The sequence below is a fragment of the Bradyrhizobium guangdongense genome, assembly GCF_006483445.1.
Classification (GTDB): Bacteria; Pseudomonadota; Alphaproteobacteria; order Rhizobiales; family Xanthobacteraceae; genus Bradyrhizobium; species Bradyrhizobium guangdongense_A.
Genome location: NZ_PPPT01000148.1, coordinates 13,945 through 30,385, shown reverse-complemented (window position 1 = coordinate 30,385; position 16,441 = coordinate 13,945). Strand labels below are relative to the sequence as shown.

Here is a 16,441-nt window from a genome sequence, read left to right as displayed (position 1 = left end):
GGATGGCTGAGCTCGACGACGTCATCCACCAGCCGTTGCGGCTCAAGATCATGGCGGCGCTGAACGCGCTGCCCGTGGCTGCCGGTCTCGAGTTCTCGCGCCTGAAAAAATTGACCGGCGCCACCGACGGCAATCTCGGCGCCCATATCGAGACGCTGGCGAAGGCCGGCTACGTCACGGTCGAGAAGGCCTTCGTCGGCAAGAAGCCGCAGACCACCGTGACGGCGACCGCGACCGGGCGCGGGGCGTTTGCGCGGCATGTGGCGACGTTGCAGGAGATCATTGCAGGGAAGCAGGGGTAGATGCGCCGCCGTCTGGCTATCTGTTCCGTCATCCTGAGGTGCGAGCCGCTCGGCGCAACGCGCCGGGCGGGGAGCCTCGAAGGATGAGCGGCCCCACTGCTACAGCCGGGCCGTCGCCCTTCGAGGCTCGTCCTGCGCTACGCCGCAGGACGAGCGCCTCAGGGTGACGGGCATAGTTCGTCGCACTCGGCAGCACCCCGGAATGACGGGGAGATGAAGTACGCCCCCCTTGAGACGCGCCCCGATTCGTGCGACCGACGCGTCCAACATCTCCTCATTTCGAGCCTCGCATGCACATTCTCCTGCTCGGTTCCGGCGGCCGCGAACATGCCCTCGCGTGGAAGATCGCCGGCTCGCCTCTGGTGACCAAATTCTGGTGCGCGCCCGGCAATGCCGGCATGGCGCGCGAGGCCGAATGCGTGGCGCTCGACATCGCCGACCATGCCGCCGTGATCGACTTCTGCAAGAAGAATGCGGTCGAGCTCGTCGTGGTCGGCCCCGAGACACCGCTCGCCGCCGGCATCGTCGACGATCTCTCAGCCGCCGGCATCAAGGCGTTCGGCCCGAGCAAGGCGGCGGCGCAGCTCGAAAGCTCCAAGGGCTTTACCAAGGCGCTGTGCACCGAATGCGGCATTCCGACCGGCGCCTACAAGCGCTTCACCAACGCCAAGGACGCGCTGGCCTATATCCACACCCAGGGCGCGCCGATCGTGGTCAAGGCCGACGGCCTCGCCGCCGGCAAGGGCGTGGTGGTCGCAAAGACCATGCGCGAGGCGGAAGACGCCATCGCCATGATGTTCGACGGTGCCTTTGGCGATGCCAGCGCCGAGGTGGTGATCGAGGAGTTTCTGCCGGGCCGCGAGATCAGCTTCTTCGCGCTGTGCGACGGCGAGACCGCGATCCCGCTCGCGACCGCGCAGGACCACAAGCGCGTGTTCGACCATGACGTCGGTCCCAACACCGGCGGGATGGGCGCCTATTCGCCGACGCCGCTGGTGACGCCGGCAATCCACGACGCGATCATGGCAAAAATCATCCTGCCGACGGTCGCCGGCATGAAGCAGCGCGGCACGCCGTTCCGCGGCATCCTCTACGCCGGCATTATGCTGACGACGCAGGGTCCAAAGCTGTTCGAGTTCAACGTTCGCTTCGGCGATCCCGAGTGCCAGGTGCTGATGATGCGCATGATGTCTGACATCGTGCCGGCGCTGCTGGCATCATGCGATGGCCAGCTCAAAAATTTCGATTTGCGCTGGTATCCGGAGTCCGCGCTGACCGTCGTCATGGCGGCCAAGGGCTATCCCGGCGACTACAAGAAGGGCACGCGCATCGAGGGTCTCGATGACGCCGCCAAGGTCGAGGGCGCCGAGATCTTCCATGCCGGCACCGTGGCGAAAGACGGCGCGATCCTCGCCAATGGCGGCCGCGTGCTCAACGTCTGCGCGCTCGGCAAGACCGTGACGGAGGCTCAAGCGCGCGCCTACCAGGCCGTCGACCGCATCAACTGGCCCGACGGCTTCTGCCGCCGCGATATCGGCTGGCAGGCGGTGGAGGCAGAGAAGGCCGGACGCTGACGACACCCGTCATTCCGGACGGCGCAAAGCGCCGAGCCGGACTCTCGAGGTTGTTTTGCTGTGCTGCGTTCCCCATCTCGAGATTCCACAATGCGCAATTGCGCATTGGGGTTCAATGCTCCGCATTGCCCCGGAATGACGGAGAGGAGTTGCAATGTCCGATCTCGCCGACCTCTACCCCGGCTTCGCCTCCGAATGGATCAACACCTCGTCGGGCCGCATCTTTGCCCGCGTCGGCGGCAAGGGTCCGCCGCTCTTGCTGCTGCACGGCTTCTCCGAGACGCACGTGATGTGGCACCGCGTGGCACCGCAACTCGCCGACAGGTTCACGCTGATCATTGCCGACCTGCCGGGCTATGGTTGGTCCGACATGCCCGAGAGCGACGCGCAGCATCTGCCTTACTCGAAGCGCGCGATGGCGCAGACCATGGTCGAAGCCATGGAGCGACTCGGCCATGTGCACTTCGCGCTCGCCGGTCACGACCGCGGCGGCCGCGTCTCCTATCGCCTCGCGCTCGATCATCCCGGCCGGCTCTCGCGCCTCGCCGTGCTCGATATTTTGCCGACCTATAATTACTGGGAGCGGATGAACCGCGCCTACGCGTTGAAGATCTATCACTGGACCTTCCTTGCGCAGCCCGCGCCATTGCCGGAGACGTTGATCGCGAGCAATGGCGAATTCTTCCTGCGCTTCAAGATGGCGAGCCAGACCAAGTCGAAGACGCTCGACGCCATCGACAAGCGCGCGCTCGAGCACTACATCGCCCCGTTCCGCGATCCCGCACGCATCCACGCCATGTGCGAGGACTATCGCGCTGGCGCCTACTTTGATTACGAGCTCGACAAGGCGGATTTCGAAGCCGGCAAGAAGATCACCATTCCGATGCTGGCACTGTGGGGGAGCGCGGGCGTCGCGCAAGCTGCCGCCACGCCACTCGACACCTGGAAGCAATGGGCGACCAACGTAGAGGGCGTGGCAGTGGACTCGGGGCACTTCCTGACGGAAGAGAATCCGGACGTGACGGCGAAGGCGCTGCAAGACTTCCTTGCGGCGTGAATGGCAGTGACGGTCCTGTAGCCCGGATGGAGCGAAGCGAAATCCGGGTTTTGTCCGTGCGGGGCGACTGCCCCGGATTGCGCTTCGCTCCATCCGGGCTACGCGAAGGCGTCACCTCCGCTCCCGAAAAAACTCCCGCAGCAGCTTTGCCGACTCGCTCTCGCCGACCGCCGAATACACCTCCGGTGCGTGGTGGCACGTGGGCGAGGCAAAGAACCGCACGCCTGACTCGACCGCGCCGCCCTTCGGGTCGGCCGCGCCGTAATAGAGCCGCCGGATCCTTGCAAAGGAGATCGCGCCCGCACACATGGTGCAGGGCTCTAGCGTGACGTAGAGGTCGCAGTCCACCAGGCGCTCACTGCCGATCTTCTTGGCGGCCTCCCGGAGCGCGATGATCTCGGCATGGCCGGTCGGATCATGGTCCGTCAGGGTCCTGTTGCCGGCCGTGGCGATGACCTCGAAATTCCGGACGACCACGCATCCGATCGGAACTTCGCCCGATTTTCCGGCGTTTTCGGCGGTTTTGAGCGCCAAATCCATGAAGGAAGGGGCAGTCTTGCCTCGTATCATCCCAGGAAACCTGCTAGTAGCTGCGCCTTCAGCAAGAGTGGATACCGGTTTTGCCTGAGCATGCGGCTCGGAACGAGCGCGCACAATGCCCTTTTGGCCCGGCCCCCAAACGAGATTTTCTAATGCCCCGCGACAACGACAAAGACAACGATTCCTCGCGCGGCCGCCGCGACCGGAGCCCGCCCAAAGGGCGGTCCGGCAAGCCGCGCGGCCCCGAGAAGAAATTCGCAAAGCGCGGCTCTGGCGGCAAGGACGATGGCGACAAGCGTCCGTTCGCCGCCAAGCGCGAAGGCCGTCCGTTCCGCAGCCGTGACGAGGGCGCCCCGCGCCGCGACGGTGACCGTCCGAGGTTTAACCGCGACGACCGCCCGCGCGAGGAGCGCGGCGACCGGCCGTTCAAGCCGCGCGGCGATCGTCCCAAGTTCGATCGTCCCAAGTTCGATCGTGACGACAAGCCGCGTGGTGAGCGGTCGTTCGATCGCTCGTCCCGCGACGGCGAGAAGCGCTCCTTCAAGCCGCGCGGCGACCGCCCGAATTTCAATCGTGACGACCGTCCGCCGCGCAGCCGGGATCGCGACGAGTCTCGTCCCGCCGGCCGGTTTGGCGACAAGAAGTTCGGCGACAAGAAATTTGGCGACAAGCGCCCCGCGCGGGATGGCGAGAAGCGACCCTACACGCCGCGCGGCGAGCGGCCCGACCGCAAGTTCGGCGACGACCGCAAGTTCTCGCGTGACCGCGACGATCGCGGTCCGCGCCGCGATTTCAGCGATCGCAAACCGAGGCGTGATTTCGAGGGCAGGGATCGCGGCGACGAAAAACCGTGGCAGCGGCGCGACGCCAAGCCCCGCGACGAGCGCAGTGGCGACGAACGCCCGCGTTTCTCGCGTTCGCGCGATGATCGTCCCGCGGGCGATCGCCCGTTCCGCGACCGTCCCAAGTTCGATCGGAATTCCGATCGCAAGTTCGATCGTCCCAAATTCGACCGGCCCCGCCGCGATCGTGACGGTGACGAGCGCCCGAAATTCGATCGGCCGCGGCGCCCGGAAGGCCGCAGTGACTGGCACGAACACCCGCGCAGCGAAGGCGGTTACTCCGATCGTCCGCGCCGCGACAATGAGAACGACAGCAGGATTTTTGAAAAGCGTCCGGCCTTCGGCGGCCGCGGCGCCTATCGCGAGCGCGACCGCGATTTCGACCGCCGCCCCCGGCGCGAGGAAGAGCCGAAGCCGAAGAAGGCCGGCGAGCGCATCGCAAAAGTGCTGGCGCGTGCGGGGCTGGCCTCGCGGCGCGATGCCGAGGCGATGGTCACGGAAGGCCGCGTCACCGTCAACGGCCGTGTCATCAACTCTCCGGCGCTCGACATCACGAAGAACGACGTCGTTCTGGTTGACGGCAAGCCGTTGCCGGAGCGCGAGCGCACGCGGCTGTTCCTCTATCACAAGCCGCGCGGCCTGATGACGACGCATGACGACCCCGAGGGGCGTCCAACCGTGTTCGACAATCTGCCCGAAGGCCTGCCGCGTCTGATCTCGGTCGGCCGGCTCGACTTCAACACCGAGGGCCTGCTGCTGCTCACCAATGACGGTGGGCTCGCGCGTACGCTCGAACTGCCCGACACCGGCTGGCTGCGCCGCTATCGCGTCCGCGCCCATGGCGACGTCACGCAGGCGCAGCTCGACGAGCTGAAGAACGGCATCGAGATCGAGGGCGTGAAATACGGTCCGATCGAGGCGACGCTGGAGCGCGACCAGGGCGCCAATGTCTGGCTGGTGTTCGCGATCCGCGAAGGCAAGAACCGCGAGGTGCGCAATGTCTGCGCCCATCTCGGGCTCGAGGTGAACCGGCTGATCCGCGTGTCCTACGGTCCGTTCCAGCTCGGCGAGGTTCCCGAAGGCCAGGTCGAGGAGATCAAGTCGCGCGTGCTGCGCGAGCAGCTCGGCGACAAGGTGATCGAGAAGTCGGGCGCACAGTTCGACGTGCCGTCGAAATCGGCTTCGCCCGTTACAGATGCGCCGCGCGAGCCGAAGACCAAGCGCGCCGTGATCGCCGATCGCAAGGGCCGCCGCGTACTGGTGCAGCGCACCGGCAGCGAGGAGGCACGCGAGCGCAACGAGCTCGAGGCCAACGGCTACGGCCCGCCGCGCCGACCCAAGCGCGGCTATCACGGCAAGCGCGATCTGACGCCGAAGGACGAGCAGGACTGAGATGCGCGTCGTCGGCGGTCGCTTGAAGGGGCGCAATCTGGCCTCACCGTCCTCGCGCGATATCCGCCCCACGGCGGATCGCCTGCGCGAGTCCGTGTTCAACATCCTCGTGCACGCCTATGAGGATCCGATTCAAGATGCGCGCGTGCTCGATCTCTTCGCCGGCACCGGCGCGCTCGGCATCGAGGCGTCCTCGCGGGGCGCAAAATTCACGCTGTTCGTGGACAATGGCGCGGAGGCCCGTGCTCTCCTGCGCAACAATGTCGAGTCGCTCGGATTGGGCGGCGTCACCAAGGTCTACCGCCGCGATGCCACCGATCTCGGCCCCGCCCATCCGGTCGAGCCGTTCTCGCTGGTGTTCCTCGACCCGCCCTACGGCAGGGGCTTGGCTGACAAGGCGCTGGTGAGCTTGCGCGATGGCGGTTGGCTCACGCCGGGCGCGCTGCTGGTGGTGGAAGAGGCGAAGGCTGCGCAGTTCAAGGCGCCCGAGGGGTTCGAGGAGCTCGAGCGACGTGCTTACGACGACACAGAGTTCGTGTTCCTGAGGCGATCCAACTGACTCACCGCCGTCCGAACAGCTTCTCCACATCCGCGAGCTTCAGCTCGACATAGGTCGGCCGGCCGTGATTGCACTGGCCGGAGTTCGGCGTCTCCTCCATCTCGCGGAGCAGCGCATTCATCTCTTCCGGCTTGAGCCGTCGCCCGGCGCGCACCGAGCCGTGGCAGGCCATGGTGGCGGCGACGTGCATCAGCCGCCTTTCGAGAGGCAGCGCCTCGTCCCATTCGGCCATGTGCTCGGCGAGATCGCGCAGCAGCCCGCCGGCATTGGTCTTGCCGAGCAGCGACGGCGTTTCCCGCACCGCGACAGCGCCGGGGCCGAAGGATTCGATCGCGAGCCCGAACGAACCGAGCTCGTCGGCGCGTGCCAGCAGCCGCTCCACGGTCGCCTCGTCCATCTCGACGATCTCGGGGATCAGCAAAATCTGCCGCTGCACGCCGTTCCTGGCGAGCGAGGCCTTCAGCCGCTCATAGACGATGCGCTCATGCGCGGCGTGCTGGTCGACGATGATGAGGCCGTCGCGGGTCTGCGACACGATATAGGTCTCGTGGATCTGCGTGCGCGCCGCACCGAGCGGCCGATCGACGAGATCGCCGACCGGCTCGCTCTCGAAGCGCACGTCCGCGGTCGGCGCGCCGACGTCGAAGGTCGCCTGCGCGCGCTCCGCGAAGGCCGGCGCGGCCGCGCCGTCAAAGGATGGCGCCGACGGGAAGGAAGGCGAGCTGCGCCAGTCCCAATTGCCCGGCCGCGGCGTGAAGGCCGGCCGGAACGAGGAGATCGCAGCACTGCCGCTGTTGGCCGCGGTGCGCCGGCCCTCGCGCGCCAGCGCTTCCTTCAGCCCGTGCACGATCAGCGCGCGCACCAGGCCGGCGTTGCGGAAGCGCACTTCGGTCTTGGCCGGGTGCACGTTGGCGTCGACCTCGCGCGGATCGAGCGTCACGAACAGCGCCAGCACCGGATGACGGTCGCGCGGCAGATAGTCGGAATAGGCCGCGCGCACCGCGCCGAGGATCAACTTATCGCGCACCGGGCGGCCGTTGACGAACAGATACTGCCCGAGCGCATTCGCCTTGGTCAGCGCAGGCGCGGCGGCATAGCCGGCGACCACGACGCCGTCGCGCTCGGAATGCACCTCGATGGCGTGGCTGCGAAACTCCGCTCCCAGGATGTCGCCGAGCCGCGTCAGCCGTCCGGCCGCGCCCGGCAGGGCCGCGGCCCAGGTCACCGGCGCGCGCTCCTCGCCGGCGAGCGTAAACGCGATGTCGGGCCGCGCCATCGCCAGCCGTCGCACCACTTCGCGGATCGCCTCGGCCTCGGTGCGGTCGGTCTTCAGGAATTTCAGCCGTGCCGGCGTTGCGTAGAAGAGGTCGTTGACCTCGACGCGCGTGCCATGCGCCAGCGCCGCCGGCATGATCTCGGATTTCTGTCCGCCCTCGACATTGAGTGCCCAGGCATGCGGCTCGCCGGCATGGCGGGTGGTGATGGAAAGCCGCGCCACCGAGCCGATCGAGGGCAGCGCCTCGCCGCGAAACCCGAGCGTGCGAATCTGCAGCAGATCCTCGTCGTCGAGTTTCGAGGTGGCATGGCGCTCGACGGCAAGCGCAAGATCCTTCGCGCTCATGCCACTACCGTCGTCGGTGATGCCGATCCGGCGCCGGCCGCCACCATCGGTGAAGACGTCGATCCGGCTCGCCCCGGCATCGATCGCGTTCTCGACGAGCTCCTTGACCACGCTCGCCGGACGCTCGACCACCTCGCCGGCGGCGATGCGGTTGACGACCTGTTCGGGAAGTTGGCGGACGGGCATGGGGGACTCAGGGCGCGTGGCTCTCGAGGGCCAATCTAGTCCCTCAGGGGTGCAATTGCATGGGGCAGGACCGGGCTGCCCACATGTCAAACAGCGCCGGAACCGCTGGCCTCTAGAGCTTTATCCGTTCCGATGGAATCGGAACGGAGCTCTAGATTCTTGTTTTGACGCGTTTTCTTGACGCGAACCGGCATCCACTTCGCTGGAAAACGCTCTAGTCGTCGAAGCTGCGGCCGCGCTTGGCCTTGATGTCGCTGCGGTGCTTCTTGCCTTCGAGCCGGCGCTGTTTCGAGCCGAAGGTCGGCTTGGTCGCACGCCGCGGGATCGGCCGCACCATGGCCTCCTTGAGGATCTCGAGCAGGCGGTCGATGGCGTCCTGGCGGTTGCGCTCCTGGGTGCGAAAGCGCTGCGCCTGGATCACGATGACGCCGTCCTTGGTCATGCGCTGGCCGGCGAGCCGCGCCAGCCGCAAGGCCGCGTCCTCCGGCAAGGTCAGCTTGCGCGTGTCGAAGCGCAGTTGCGCTGACGTGGCGACCTTGTTGACGTTCTGCCCGCCCGGGCCGGAGGCGCGGACGAAGCCGATCTCGATGTCGTCTTCGTCGATCACGAGGTCGCGGGAGATCCGCAGCATGGCATCACCGTTCGTCGTGCCTCTGGCAGGCATCGACGTTTCGTAATGCTGCATCACCAAAAACGCAAATGGCCGGGACGAACCCGGCCATCGCACAGCATATAGGAAGTTCAGTTCGACTTCGTCGCGGGCGCTGCGGCCGGCTGCGCCGCGGCCTGCGGGGTGCGGCCGACCACGACGGTGAGCAGGCCCTGGCCCCACAGCCGCTTGGCGGCGGCCTTGGCATCATCCATCGTCACGGCGTCGACGATGGCGTTGCGCTTTTCGATGTAGTCGATCGGCAGCTTGTCCTGCTGGTATTGCAGCAGCGCCTGGGCGAGCTTGGACGAGGTGTCGAGCGCCAGCATCTGCGAGCCCTTGAGATAGGACTTTGCCTCGTCGAGCTCCTTCTGCGTCGGTCCTTCCTCGGCGATGCGGCGGACTTCCTTCTCGACCGCATCGAGGGTCTCGCCGGCGCGATCGGCGCGGGTGCCGGTGTTGCCGATGAACAGCGCCGAATGTTCCATCCACAGCAGTGATTCGAACACCGAATAGGCGAGGCCGCGCTTCTCGCGGACCTCGCGATAAAGCCGCGACGACAATCCGCCGCCGCCGAGGATGTGGTTGACGACATAGGCCGCCATGAAGGTCGGATCGCTGCGCTTCACGCCGGGGCCGCCGAAGGTGATGACGGTCTGCGGCACGTCGAGCGGCACGAAGGCGCGTTGCGGCGGTTTTGCCGCGTCGATGTCAGGCACCGCGTTGAGGCTCGCCTTGGCGGGCAGGCTGCCAAAGGTCTGGTCGAGCAGCTTGCCGAGCGTTGCCGGATCGACGTCGCCGACGACGGCGATTTTCAAGCCGTCCTTGGCGAGCACGCGGCGGACATACTCCTTGAGGTCGGGCACCGTGATGGTGGGCACGCTCTCCAGCGTGCCGTTGGTCGGACGGCCATAGGGATGGTCGCCGCCATAGGCGATCTCGAGGAATTTGCGGCTCGCGAGCGAGGTCGGGTTGGTGGTGTCGCGGCGCAGGCCCGCGATCACCTGCGAGCGGATGCGCTCGACATCGACGGTGTTGAACTGCGGCGAGGTCAGCGCCGACCGCAACAGGTCGAAGGCTTCGTCCTTGTTGTCGCGCAGCATGCGCAGGCTGCCGCGGAAGGTGTCGCGGGCGGCCGAGAAGCTGAGCTCGATGGCGCGGCGGTCGAGCCGCTCGTGGAACGTCTTGGAATCGAGATCGCCGGAGCCCTCGTCGAGCAGGTCGGCGACCAGGTTGGCGGTGCCGGGCTTGTCCTTGGGATCCTGCGCCGCGCCGCCGCCGAACGAATATTCCATCGCGATCAGCGGCACGGTCGCATCCTGCACGAACCAGGCTTCGATGCCGCCGGGCGAGATCAGGTGCTGGATCTTTGCCGCGGCCTGCGACGGCGAGATGGTGGTGAGCGCGACAACGGCGCCGGTGGCGATGGACAGCGCGAGGCGCTTCGTGCGGACGAAGGGATAGGTCACGAACGCTTCTCCTCGCGCTTGGCGCTGCTGGTGTCCTTGATCAGATAGCCGGTCACCGAGCGCTTCTTCTCCAGCCATTTCTGCGCGGCCGCGCGCACCTGCTCGGCGGTGACGGCGCGGATGCGGTCGGGCCAGCTCCTGATGTCCTCAATGGAAAGCCCCGTCGTCAGCGCGCCGCCATACCAGCGCGCCAGCACGGCCTGATTGTCCTGGGCATAGATCGCTTCCGCGATGAGCTGGGTCTTCACCCGCTCCAGGTCCTCGGCGCGGATCGGATTCTGGATGATGTCGGCGATGACGCCGTCGATCACCTGCTCGACCTCGGCGAAGCTGACGCCCTGCTTGGGCGAGGCCGAGATCGAGAACTGGGTCGGGTCGAGCGCGGTCGAGGAATAGCTGGCGCTGGCGGAGACCGCGAGCGGCTTGTCGACGACGAGCGCACGGTAGAGATAGGAGTTGCTGCCGCTGCCCATCAATTGCGCGAGCACGTCGAGGGCTGCGCTTTCGCCCGATGCCGCGGTCGTGGCCGAAGGCACCAGATAATAGCGGCGCACGTTCGGCTGTTCGACGCGCGGATCGGCCAGCGTCACCGTGCGCGGCGCGGCCGGCTCAGGCTCCTGCGGACGAATGCGCCGGGCGGGGATCGCGGGCTGTGCCGGGATCGAGCCGAAGTTTTTCTCGACCAGCGGACGGACGTCGGCAAGCTCGACGTCGCCGGCGATGATCAGGATCGCGTTGTTCGGCGCGTAGAAGCGGCGGTAGAACGCCAGCGCATCCTCGCGATCGAGCTTCTCGATCTCCTGGTGCCAGCCGATCACCGGACGGCCATAGGGATGGTTGAGATAGAGCGCGGCCATGATCTGCTCGTTCAGGCGCGCGTCGGGATTGTTGGCGACCCGCATGTTGTACTCTTCGAGCACGACGTCGCGCTCGGGCAGCACGTTCTCGTCCTTGAGCACGAGGCCGGTCATGCGGTCGGCCTCGAACTCCATCATGGTCGGGAGTTGCTCTTTCGGCACGCGCTGGAAATAACCGGTGTAGTCGACCGAGGTGAAGGCGTTCTCGTTGCCGCCGACACGCAGCACGGTCTGGGAGAACTCGCCGACCGGATGTTTTGCCGTACCCTTGAACATCAGATGTTCGAGGAAGTGGGCGAGGCCCGACTTGCCGGGGGTCTCGTCGGCCGAGCCGACCTTGTACCAGATCATCTCGGTGACCACGGGCGTGCGGTGGTCGGGTATGACGACCACTTGCATTCCGTTCGCGAGGGTGAAGCTGGCGGGTGGTGCCGATGTGACCGTGGTCTGGGCAATGGCGCCGGTCGAAACCACACAGGAAAGCAACGCGGCAAGGAGGCAGGCGGCCGAGCGGTTTGAGGACATCATCATCCTTTGAAGGCCCGGACCCGAATGTCCGCGGCGGAAGGCACGGCATCCTATACCGCGCGGTTGACGCATGGCGTCACGAAGCAGAGAACGCGATCAACTGGTACTTAAAAATAGGTCATCTGCCGTCTGCGGCCTACACCGGACAATTGCGGCAGTTCCGCGCGTGCCAAATCCTGGAGACAGGGGAGGAACGCTATTGCGTCTTCTCCTTGCCGGACTGGACGTCGTAATAGGTTCTCTTCGTCGTGTCCGGGCCGGTGCCGTAAGCGTAGTTCGGCGACGGGGTCTGATAGCCAGCCGGGGGCTCGACCAGCGATTGGCGCGGCGGCTCGTTCGTGAACGTCTTTTGCTCGGTCGCGCTCGAGCTCTTGAAGATGTCCCAGAGCCTGCCGCTGGAGCCAAGCTGGGTCGGGCTCATCGTTGGGTTGTTGGTATCGGCGCCCGGTGCGAGCGGATCATGGGTCCCGCGGGATGCCGTGTTGGTCCTGCCCTTGTCGAGCTCGCTCGGCGAAAGCGGCTGGGCCGCCTGCCACGGTTCCTGCACCTTGGTGCTGGCGTTGGCCTTCTTCCGCGCAGCCGCGGCTTCCTTGCGGCGCCTTTCGTCGGGATCCTTCGGCCAGTTCGGCGCGGCGGCGGCCTGCTCGGAGGCCGGCGGCGGTAGGTCCAGCTTGCGCGGGACCACCAGCGGGGAGCGTTCGCGATAGTCGACGCCGGGCTTTTCCATGCTCTTGGCGCCGAGGCCCGACATCAGATTGTCGATCAGCTTCTCTTCGAAGGTCATGTCGTCCTGATCGTCGTCGTCGCCGGCCCGCACCGGGCCTGCCGACATCACGAGACCGACGCCCAGCGCGACCGCGGTGAGCTTCAAGGCACCCAGGAATGTCTTCGAGTATCCCTTGGAGCCTCGAACCATCGAGCCGCTGGTCTCGGAGCTGCGCATCACTTTACCCATTCCTTGTGGCAGATCGCCGCGCCAGACACGGCTAAAACCCACGGCTAAAACCCTTGCAGGCAAGGTTCCACTGACCGGTCCGTATCGGCCGGGATCAGGGCGCTTTTGCGGCGGTTACCCCTAGGAAGGAATCATACAATAGGGCCGCCACGCCCACAACGATCGCCACGTCGGCGAGGTTAAACACGTACCAATTATAGGTATTTCCACCGATATTGACGTGAAACAGGGCGAAATCGACCACCGCGCCATAGGCCACGCGGTCGATCCCGTTACCGATGGCGCCGCCGATGATCAGGCCCAGTGCGACGGTGGCGAGCCTTGTGTGCGAGCGGGCCATCCAGACCGCCAGCGCCACCACGGCGACGACCTTGACGGCCGTCAGCGCGAACTGACCGGCCGCGCTGTCGGTCTGCAGCAGGCCGTAGCTGATGCCGGTATTCATGGCCAGCACCAGGTCGAAGAACGGCGTCACCTTGACCGCGCCCTTCCGGGCGATGTCGAACACGTTCAGCAGCCACAGCTTCGAAGCCTGGTCGAGAACGACCGTGACCACGGCCGCGATGATGCCGGCGCGGACGGGGGTCATGCCCCAACCTCCGCCGTCGTCCTGGCGAAGGCCAGGACCCCCGCGCGAGCGCCATGCGCTCGTCGCGATAACCCCAGGCGGTCATTGTTTGAGAGACTCGGGGTCATCACCTTCGTTCGCGTTGGACTGTAGGGGTAATGGGTCCTGGCTTTCGCCAGGACGACACGGAGTTAAACACCCACCCCCAGCGCCTTCCACTCGCGCAGCGCCTTGGCGTCGCGCGGGGTGACGTCGGGATATTCAGGGTCCTCGCCGACCGTGGGCAGGATCTTCCAGGAGCGCGCGCACTTGGTGCCGACCGCCTTCTCGACGACGACGGCAACGCCAGCGACGCCGTCGAGCTTGAAGGCATCAGCCGGCGCCTTGCCCTCCCGCACCTCATAGCTCGAGGTGATGCAGACTTCGGCGAGGTCGACGTCGAACAGCGTGCCGAGCACGGCGCGATCAGCCACATAGATGACCGGAGACGCCTCGAGCGACGAGCCGATCGTCTTGGCGGCGCGCGCGAGCTCGAGCGCGCCGGTAACGACGCGGCGGACGTTGCGGATCGTCTCCCATTTCGCGGCGAGCTTCTCGTCGCGGAATTGCTCCAGCCCGACCGGGAACAGCGTGAGATGCACCGAGGGCTCGGCATCGGGGCGATACATCCGCCAGCCTTCCTCCGCGGTGAAGCTCAAGACCGGCGCAAGCCATTTCAGGATGGCATCGCACAGCATGTCGATCGTGGTCAGCGCCGCCTTGCGCGTCACCGACGACGGCGGATCGCAATACAGCGTGTCCTTGCGGATGTCGAAATAGAACGCGGAGAGCTCGCTGTTGAGGAACGCCGCCAGCGTCGCGACCACGGTCTTGTAGTCGAAGGTCTCATAGGCCTTGCGGATCACATCAGTGCGGATCGACAGCTCGTGCAGCATCAGCCGCTCAAGCTCGGGCATCTCGGCCGGCGCGACAGCGTCGGCAGCCTTGTAGTGATGCAGCGTGCCGAGCATCCAGCGCACGGTGTTGCGCAGCTTGCGATAGGTCTCGACCGTGTTCTTCAGGATCTCCGGGCCGATGCGCTGATCGTCGGTGTAGTCGCAGGACGCGACCCAGAGGCGGAGGATGTCGGCACCGGATTCCTTGATGACGGCCTGCGGCTCGATCGTGTTGCCGAGCGACTTCGACATCTTGCGGCCGTCCTCGGCCTGGGTGAAGCCGTGGGTCAGCACGATGTCGTAGGGCGCACGTCCGCGCGTGCCGCAGCTTTCCAGCAGCGAGGAGTGGAACCAGCCGCGATGCTGGTCAGACCCCTCGAGGTACATGACGGTGTCCTTGCCGCCGTCGACCTTGCGCTTGATGCCTGTCAGCCCCGGGAAGTGCACGGGGTCTTCGAGCACGAAGGCGTGGGTCGAGCCGGAATCGAACCAGACGTCGAGGATGTCGTCGACCTTCTTCCAATCCTCATTGGCGCGCGAGCCGAGGAAGCGCTCACGCGCACCCTCCATGTACCAGGCGTCGGCGCCTTCTTTCTCGAAGGCCTCGCCGATGCGCTTGTTGACGGCCTCGTCCTGCAGGATTTCCGCGGAGCCGTCGCCCTTCTCGCGCACGAACACGGCGATCGGCACGCCCCAGGCGCGCTGGCGCGAGATCACCCAGTCCGGGCGGGCCTCGATCATGCCGTTGATGCGGTTCTGGCCCGACGGCGGCACCCATTGCGTCACCGAGATCGCATGCAGCGCGCGGGCGCGCAGCGTATCGCCGGACTTGGTCTTGCCATCCGCCGCGATGGGCTTGTCCATCGCGATGAACCATTGCGGCGTGTTGCGGAAGATCACCGGCTTCTTGGAGCGCCAGGAGTGCGGGTATTGATGCTTCAAGCGGCCGCGCGCCAGCAGCTTGCCGGCGTCGACAAGCGCCTTGATCACGGCATCGTTGGCGTCGCCCTTCTCGCCCTTGTCGTTGATGACGCGCTTGCCTTCGAAGCCCGGCGCCTGGCTGGTGTAGGCGCCGTTCTCGTCGACGGTGTAGGGGATCGCGCTGTTGATGCCGCGCGCGTCAAGTTCACGTGTGCTCGCCGTCCAGACGTCAAAATCCTCGCGGCCGTGGCTGGGCGCGGTGTGTACGAAGCCGGTGCCGGTGTCGTCGGTGACGTGGTCGCCCGGCAGCAGCGGCACGGTGAAGCCGTAGCCGCCGGCAAGCCCCTTCAGCGGATGGGCGCATTCGATCGCGTCCATGGTATCGCCGGGGATGTCGCGCACCTTCTCGTAGGCGGTGACGCGCGCCTGCTTGAACACCTCTGCCGCAAGCGCATCGGCCAGGATCAGCATGTCGCCGGTCTTGGCCCAGTTGTCGGCGGGCGCGTCGGTGACCTTGTAGAGGCCATAGGCGATCTTCGGCGAGAACGAGATCGCGCGGTTGCCGGGCAGCGTCCACGGCGTGGTGGTCCAGATCACGACGCTTGCGGAAGCCAGCGCGCCATGCGCCGGCGAAGTGACCGGGAATTTCACCCACACCATGTCCGAGGTGTAGTCCTCGTACTCGACCTCGGCTTCGGCCAGCGCCGTCTTCTCGACCACGCTCCACATCACGGGTTTTGAGCCGCGATAGAGCGTGCCGTTGGCGGCGAACTTCATCAGCTCGCGCGCGATCTGGGCTTCCGCCGGATAGGTCATGGTGGCGTAGGGATGCGCCCAGTCGCCGATCACGCCGAGACGTTTGAATTCCTCGCGCTGGATGTTGAGCCAGTGCGTGGCATAGGCGCGGCATTCACGGCGGAAGGCGACCATGGCGGCAGAGTCGCGGAAGTCGGGCTTTTGCTTGCCCTTCTTGCGATAGTTCTCCTCCTCGACCTTCCACTCGATCGGCAGGCCGTGGCAGTCCCAGCCGGGCACGTAGTTGGAATCGAAGCCGAGCATCTGCTGGCTCTTGGTGACGAGATCCTTGAGGATCTTGTTCAGCGCCGTGCCGATATGGATGTTGCCGTTGGCGTAGGGCGGGCCGTCATGCAGCACGAATTTTTCGCGGCCCTTCGCAGTCTCGCGCAGCTTCTCGTAGAGCCCGATCTCGTACCAGCGCTTGAGGATCTCGGGCTCGCGCTGCGGCAGGCCGGCCCGCATCGGGAACTCGGTCTGGGGCAGGAACAGCGTCTTGGAATAGTCTTTGGCTTCGGACTTCTGCGGCTTGTCGGACATGGAGATGACTGGCTCGGAAAGGGCGCGGGGACGGATGGCGATGCGGAATCGCGGGTGAAACGACAAAATCCCGGTCTTGCGCCGAGCCAAAAGGCTCAGGCGGAAGCCGGGCCGCTAATCCCTATGATGCGCCGCGCAAACATCGGCTCTC

Annotated in this window: 14 protein-coding genes; 6 read left to right on the top strand and 8 right to left on the bottom strand. The window is 66.1% G+C overall.

Annotated features, from left to right (window positions below):
• The first annotated feature begins 2 nt into the window (after window positions 1–2).
• The 3 genes from C2U70_RS21100 to C2U70_RS21090 all read left to right on the top strand — a co-directional run bounded on the left by C2U70_RS21100 (window position 3) and on the right by C2U70_RS21090 (window position 2,933).
• Window positions 3–302: a winged helix-turn-helix domain-containing protein gene (locus C2U70_RS21100; RefSeq protein ID WP_140980342.1), complete on the top strand. Its 300-nt coding sequence runs from the start codon at window positions 3–5 to the stop codon at window positions 300–302.
• A 290-nt stretch (window positions 303–592) separates the two neighbouring features.
• Window positions 593–1,876 carry a phosphoribosylamine--glycine ligase gene (gene purD, locus C2U70_RS21095; protein ID WP_140980341.1) on the top strand — a complete coding sequence of 428 codons (1,284 nt, stop codon included), beginning with the start codon at window positions 593–595 and terminating at the stop codon, window positions 1,874–1,876.
• 154 nt (window positions 1,877–2,030) lie between these two features.
• On the top strand, window positions 2,031–2,933 hold the full coding sequence (locus C2U70_RS21090; RefSeq protein WP_140980340.1) for an alpha/beta fold hydrolase: 903 nt from the start codon (window positions 2,031–2,033) through the stop codon (window positions 2,931–2,933).
• A 111-nt stretch (window positions 2,934–3,044) separates the two neighbouring features.
• Here the strand turns inward: C2U70_RS21090 and C2U70_RS21085 are convergent, their stop codons facing one another.
• Window positions 3,045–3,503 carry a nucleoside deaminase gene (locus C2U70_RS21085; protein WP_140980339.1) on the bottom strand — a complete coding sequence of 153 codons (459 nt, stop codon included), beginning with the start codon at window positions 3,501–3,503 and terminating at the stop codon, window positions 3,045–3,047.
• A gap of 122 nt (window positions 3,504–3,625) precedes the next feature.
• On the opposite strand from C2U70_RS21085, the gene C2U70_RS21080 reads away from it, so the two are divergent.
• Together C2U70_RS21080 and rsmD are read left to right on the top strand one after the other, a co-directional pair.
• Window positions 3,626–5,707 (top strand): pseudouridine synthase, encoded by a 2,082-nt coding sequence (locus C2U70_RS21080; RefSeq protein WP_140980338.1) that lies wholly within the window; start codon window positions 3,626–3,628, stop codon window positions 5,705–5,707.
• Window position 5,708: 1 nt separating this feature from the next.
• Window positions 5,709–6,266, top strand: coding sequence for a 16S rRNA (guanine(966)-N(2))-methyltransferase RsmD (gene rsmD / locus C2U70_RS21075; RefSeq protein WP_140980337.1), 558 nt, complete (start codon window positions 5,709–5,711; stop codon window positions 6,264–6,266).
• Window position 6,267: 1 nt separating this feature from the next.
• On the opposite strand, the gene mutL is transcribed toward rsmD, so the two are convergent.
• The 4 genes from mutL to C2U70_RS21055 all read right to left on the bottom strand — a co-directional run bounded on the left by mutL (window position 6,268) and on the right by C2U70_RS21055 (window position 11,447).
• Window positions 6,268–8,073, bottom strand: coding sequence for a DNA mismatch repair endonuclease MutL (gene mutL / locus C2U70_RS21070; protein ID WP_140980336.1), 1,806 nt, complete (start codon window positions 8,071–8,073; stop codon window positions 6,268–6,270).
• Between the two features lie 214 nt (window positions 8,074–8,287).
• A complete protein-coding gene (gene arfB / locus C2U70_RS21065) occupies window positions 8,288–8,704 on the bottom strand; it encodes an alternative ribosome rescue aminoacyl-tRNA hydrolase ArfB (RefSeq protein WP_140980335.1) in 417 nt (138 codons plus the stop codon).
• A gap of 110 nt (window positions 8,705–8,814) precedes the next feature.
• Complete coding sequence (locus tag C2U70_RS21060) at window positions 8,815–10,191, bottom strand: M16 family metallopeptidase (RefSeq protein ID WP_246666814.1); 1,377 nt, start codon at window positions 10,189–10,191, stop codon at window positions 8,815–8,817.
• Window positions 10,188–11,447 (bottom strand): M16 family metallopeptidase, encoded by a 1,260-nt coding sequence (locus C2U70_RS21055; RefSeq protein WP_246666813.1) that lies wholly within the window; start codon window positions 11,445–11,447, stop codon window positions 10,188–10,190. The genes C2U70_RS21060 and C2U70_RS21055 overlap by 4 nt, the downstream gene beginning before the upstream one ends.
• On the opposite strand from C2U70_RS21055, the gene C2U70_RS33530 reads away from it, so the two are divergent.
• Window positions 11,431–11,586, top strand: coding sequence for a hypothetical protein (locus C2U70_RS33530; RefSeq protein WP_246666812.1), 156 nt, complete (start codon window positions 11,431–11,433; stop codon window positions 11,584–11,586). The two genes, C2U70_RS21055 and C2U70_RS33530, sit on opposite strands and share 17 nt — an antisense overlap.
• A gap of 186 nt (window positions 11,587–11,772) precedes the next feature.
• Here the strand turns inward: C2U70_RS33530 and C2U70_RS21050 are convergent, their stop codons facing one another.
• From C2U70_RS21050 to ileS, 3 genes are all read right to left on the bottom strand, one after another.
• Window positions 11,773–12,519, bottom strand: a complete 747-nt coding sequence (locus C2U70_RS21050; RefSeq protein WP_140980359.1) for a hypothetical protein — start codon at window positions 12,517–12,519, stop codon at window positions 11,773–11,775.
• 106 nt (window positions 12,520–12,625) lie between these two features.
• Window positions 12,626–13,120 (bottom strand): signal peptidase II, encoded by a 495-nt coding sequence (gene lspA, locus C2U70_RS21045; RefSeq protein WP_140980332.1) that lies wholly within the window; start codon window positions 13,118–13,120, stop codon window positions 12,626–12,628.
• A 170-nt stretch (window positions 13,121–13,290) separates the two neighbouring features.
• Window positions 13,291–16,290, bottom strand: coding sequence for an isoleucine--tRNA ligase (gene ileS, locus C2U70_RS21040; protein WP_140980331.1), 3,000 nt, complete (start codon window positions 16,288–16,290; stop codon window positions 13,291–13,293).
• Between the last annotated feature and the right edge of the window lie 151 nt (window positions 16,291–16,441).

Excerpts from the sequence above, each read along its gene's own strand:
- C2U70_RS21100 (WP_140980342.1), top strand. The coding sequence starts at position 3 with ATGGCTGAGCTCGACGACGTCATCCACCAGCCGTTGCGGCTCAAGATC.
- purD (WP_140980341.1), top strand. The coding sequence starts at position 593 with ATGCACATTCTCCTGCTCGGTTCCGGCGGCCGCGAACATGCCCTCGCG.
- C2U70_RS21090 (WP_140980340.1), top strand. The coding sequence starts at position 2,031 with ATGTCCGATCTCGCCGACCTCTACCCCGGCTTCGCCTCCGAATGGATC.
- C2U70_RS21085 (WP_140980339.1), bottom strand. The coding sequence starts at position 3,503 with ATGATACGAGGCAAGACTGCCCCTTCCTTCATGGATTTGGCGCTCAAA.
- C2U70_RS21080 (WP_140980338.1), top strand. The coding sequence starts at position 3,626 with ATGCCCCGCGACAACGACAAAGACAACGATTCCTCGCGCGGCCGCCGC.
- rsmD (WP_140980337.1), top strand. The coding sequence starts at position 5,709 with ATGCGCGTCGTCGGCGGTCGCTTGAAGGGGCGCAATCTGGCCTCACCG.
- mutL (WP_140980336.1), bottom strand. The coding sequence starts at position 8,073 with ATGCCCGTCCGCCAACTTCCCGAACAGGTCGTCAACCGCATCGCCGCC.
- arfB (WP_140980335.1), bottom strand. The coding sequence starts at position 8,704 with ATGCTGCGGATCTCCCGCGACCTCGTGATCGACGAAGACGACATCGAG.
- C2U70_RS33530 (WP_246666812.1), top strand. The coding sequence starts at position 11,431 with ATGACGACCACTTGCATTCCGTTCGCGAGGGTGAAGCTGGCGGGTGGT.
- C2U70_RS21055 (WP_246666813.1), bottom strand. The coding sequence starts at position 11,447 with ATGCAAGTGGTCGTCATACCCGACCACCGCACGCCCGTGGTCACCGAG.
- C2U70_RS21050 (WP_140980359.1), bottom strand. The coding sequence starts at position 12,519 with ATGCGCAGCTCCGAGACCAGCGGCTCGATGGTTCGAGGCTCCAAGGGA.
- lspA (WP_140980332.1), bottom strand. The coding sequence starts at position 13,120 with ATGACCCCCGTCCGCGCCGGCATCATCGCGGCCGTGGTCACGGTCGTT.
- ileS (WP_140980331.1), bottom strand. The coding sequence starts at position 16,290 with ATGTCCGACAAGCCGCAGAAGTCCGAAGCCAAAGACTATTCCAAGACG.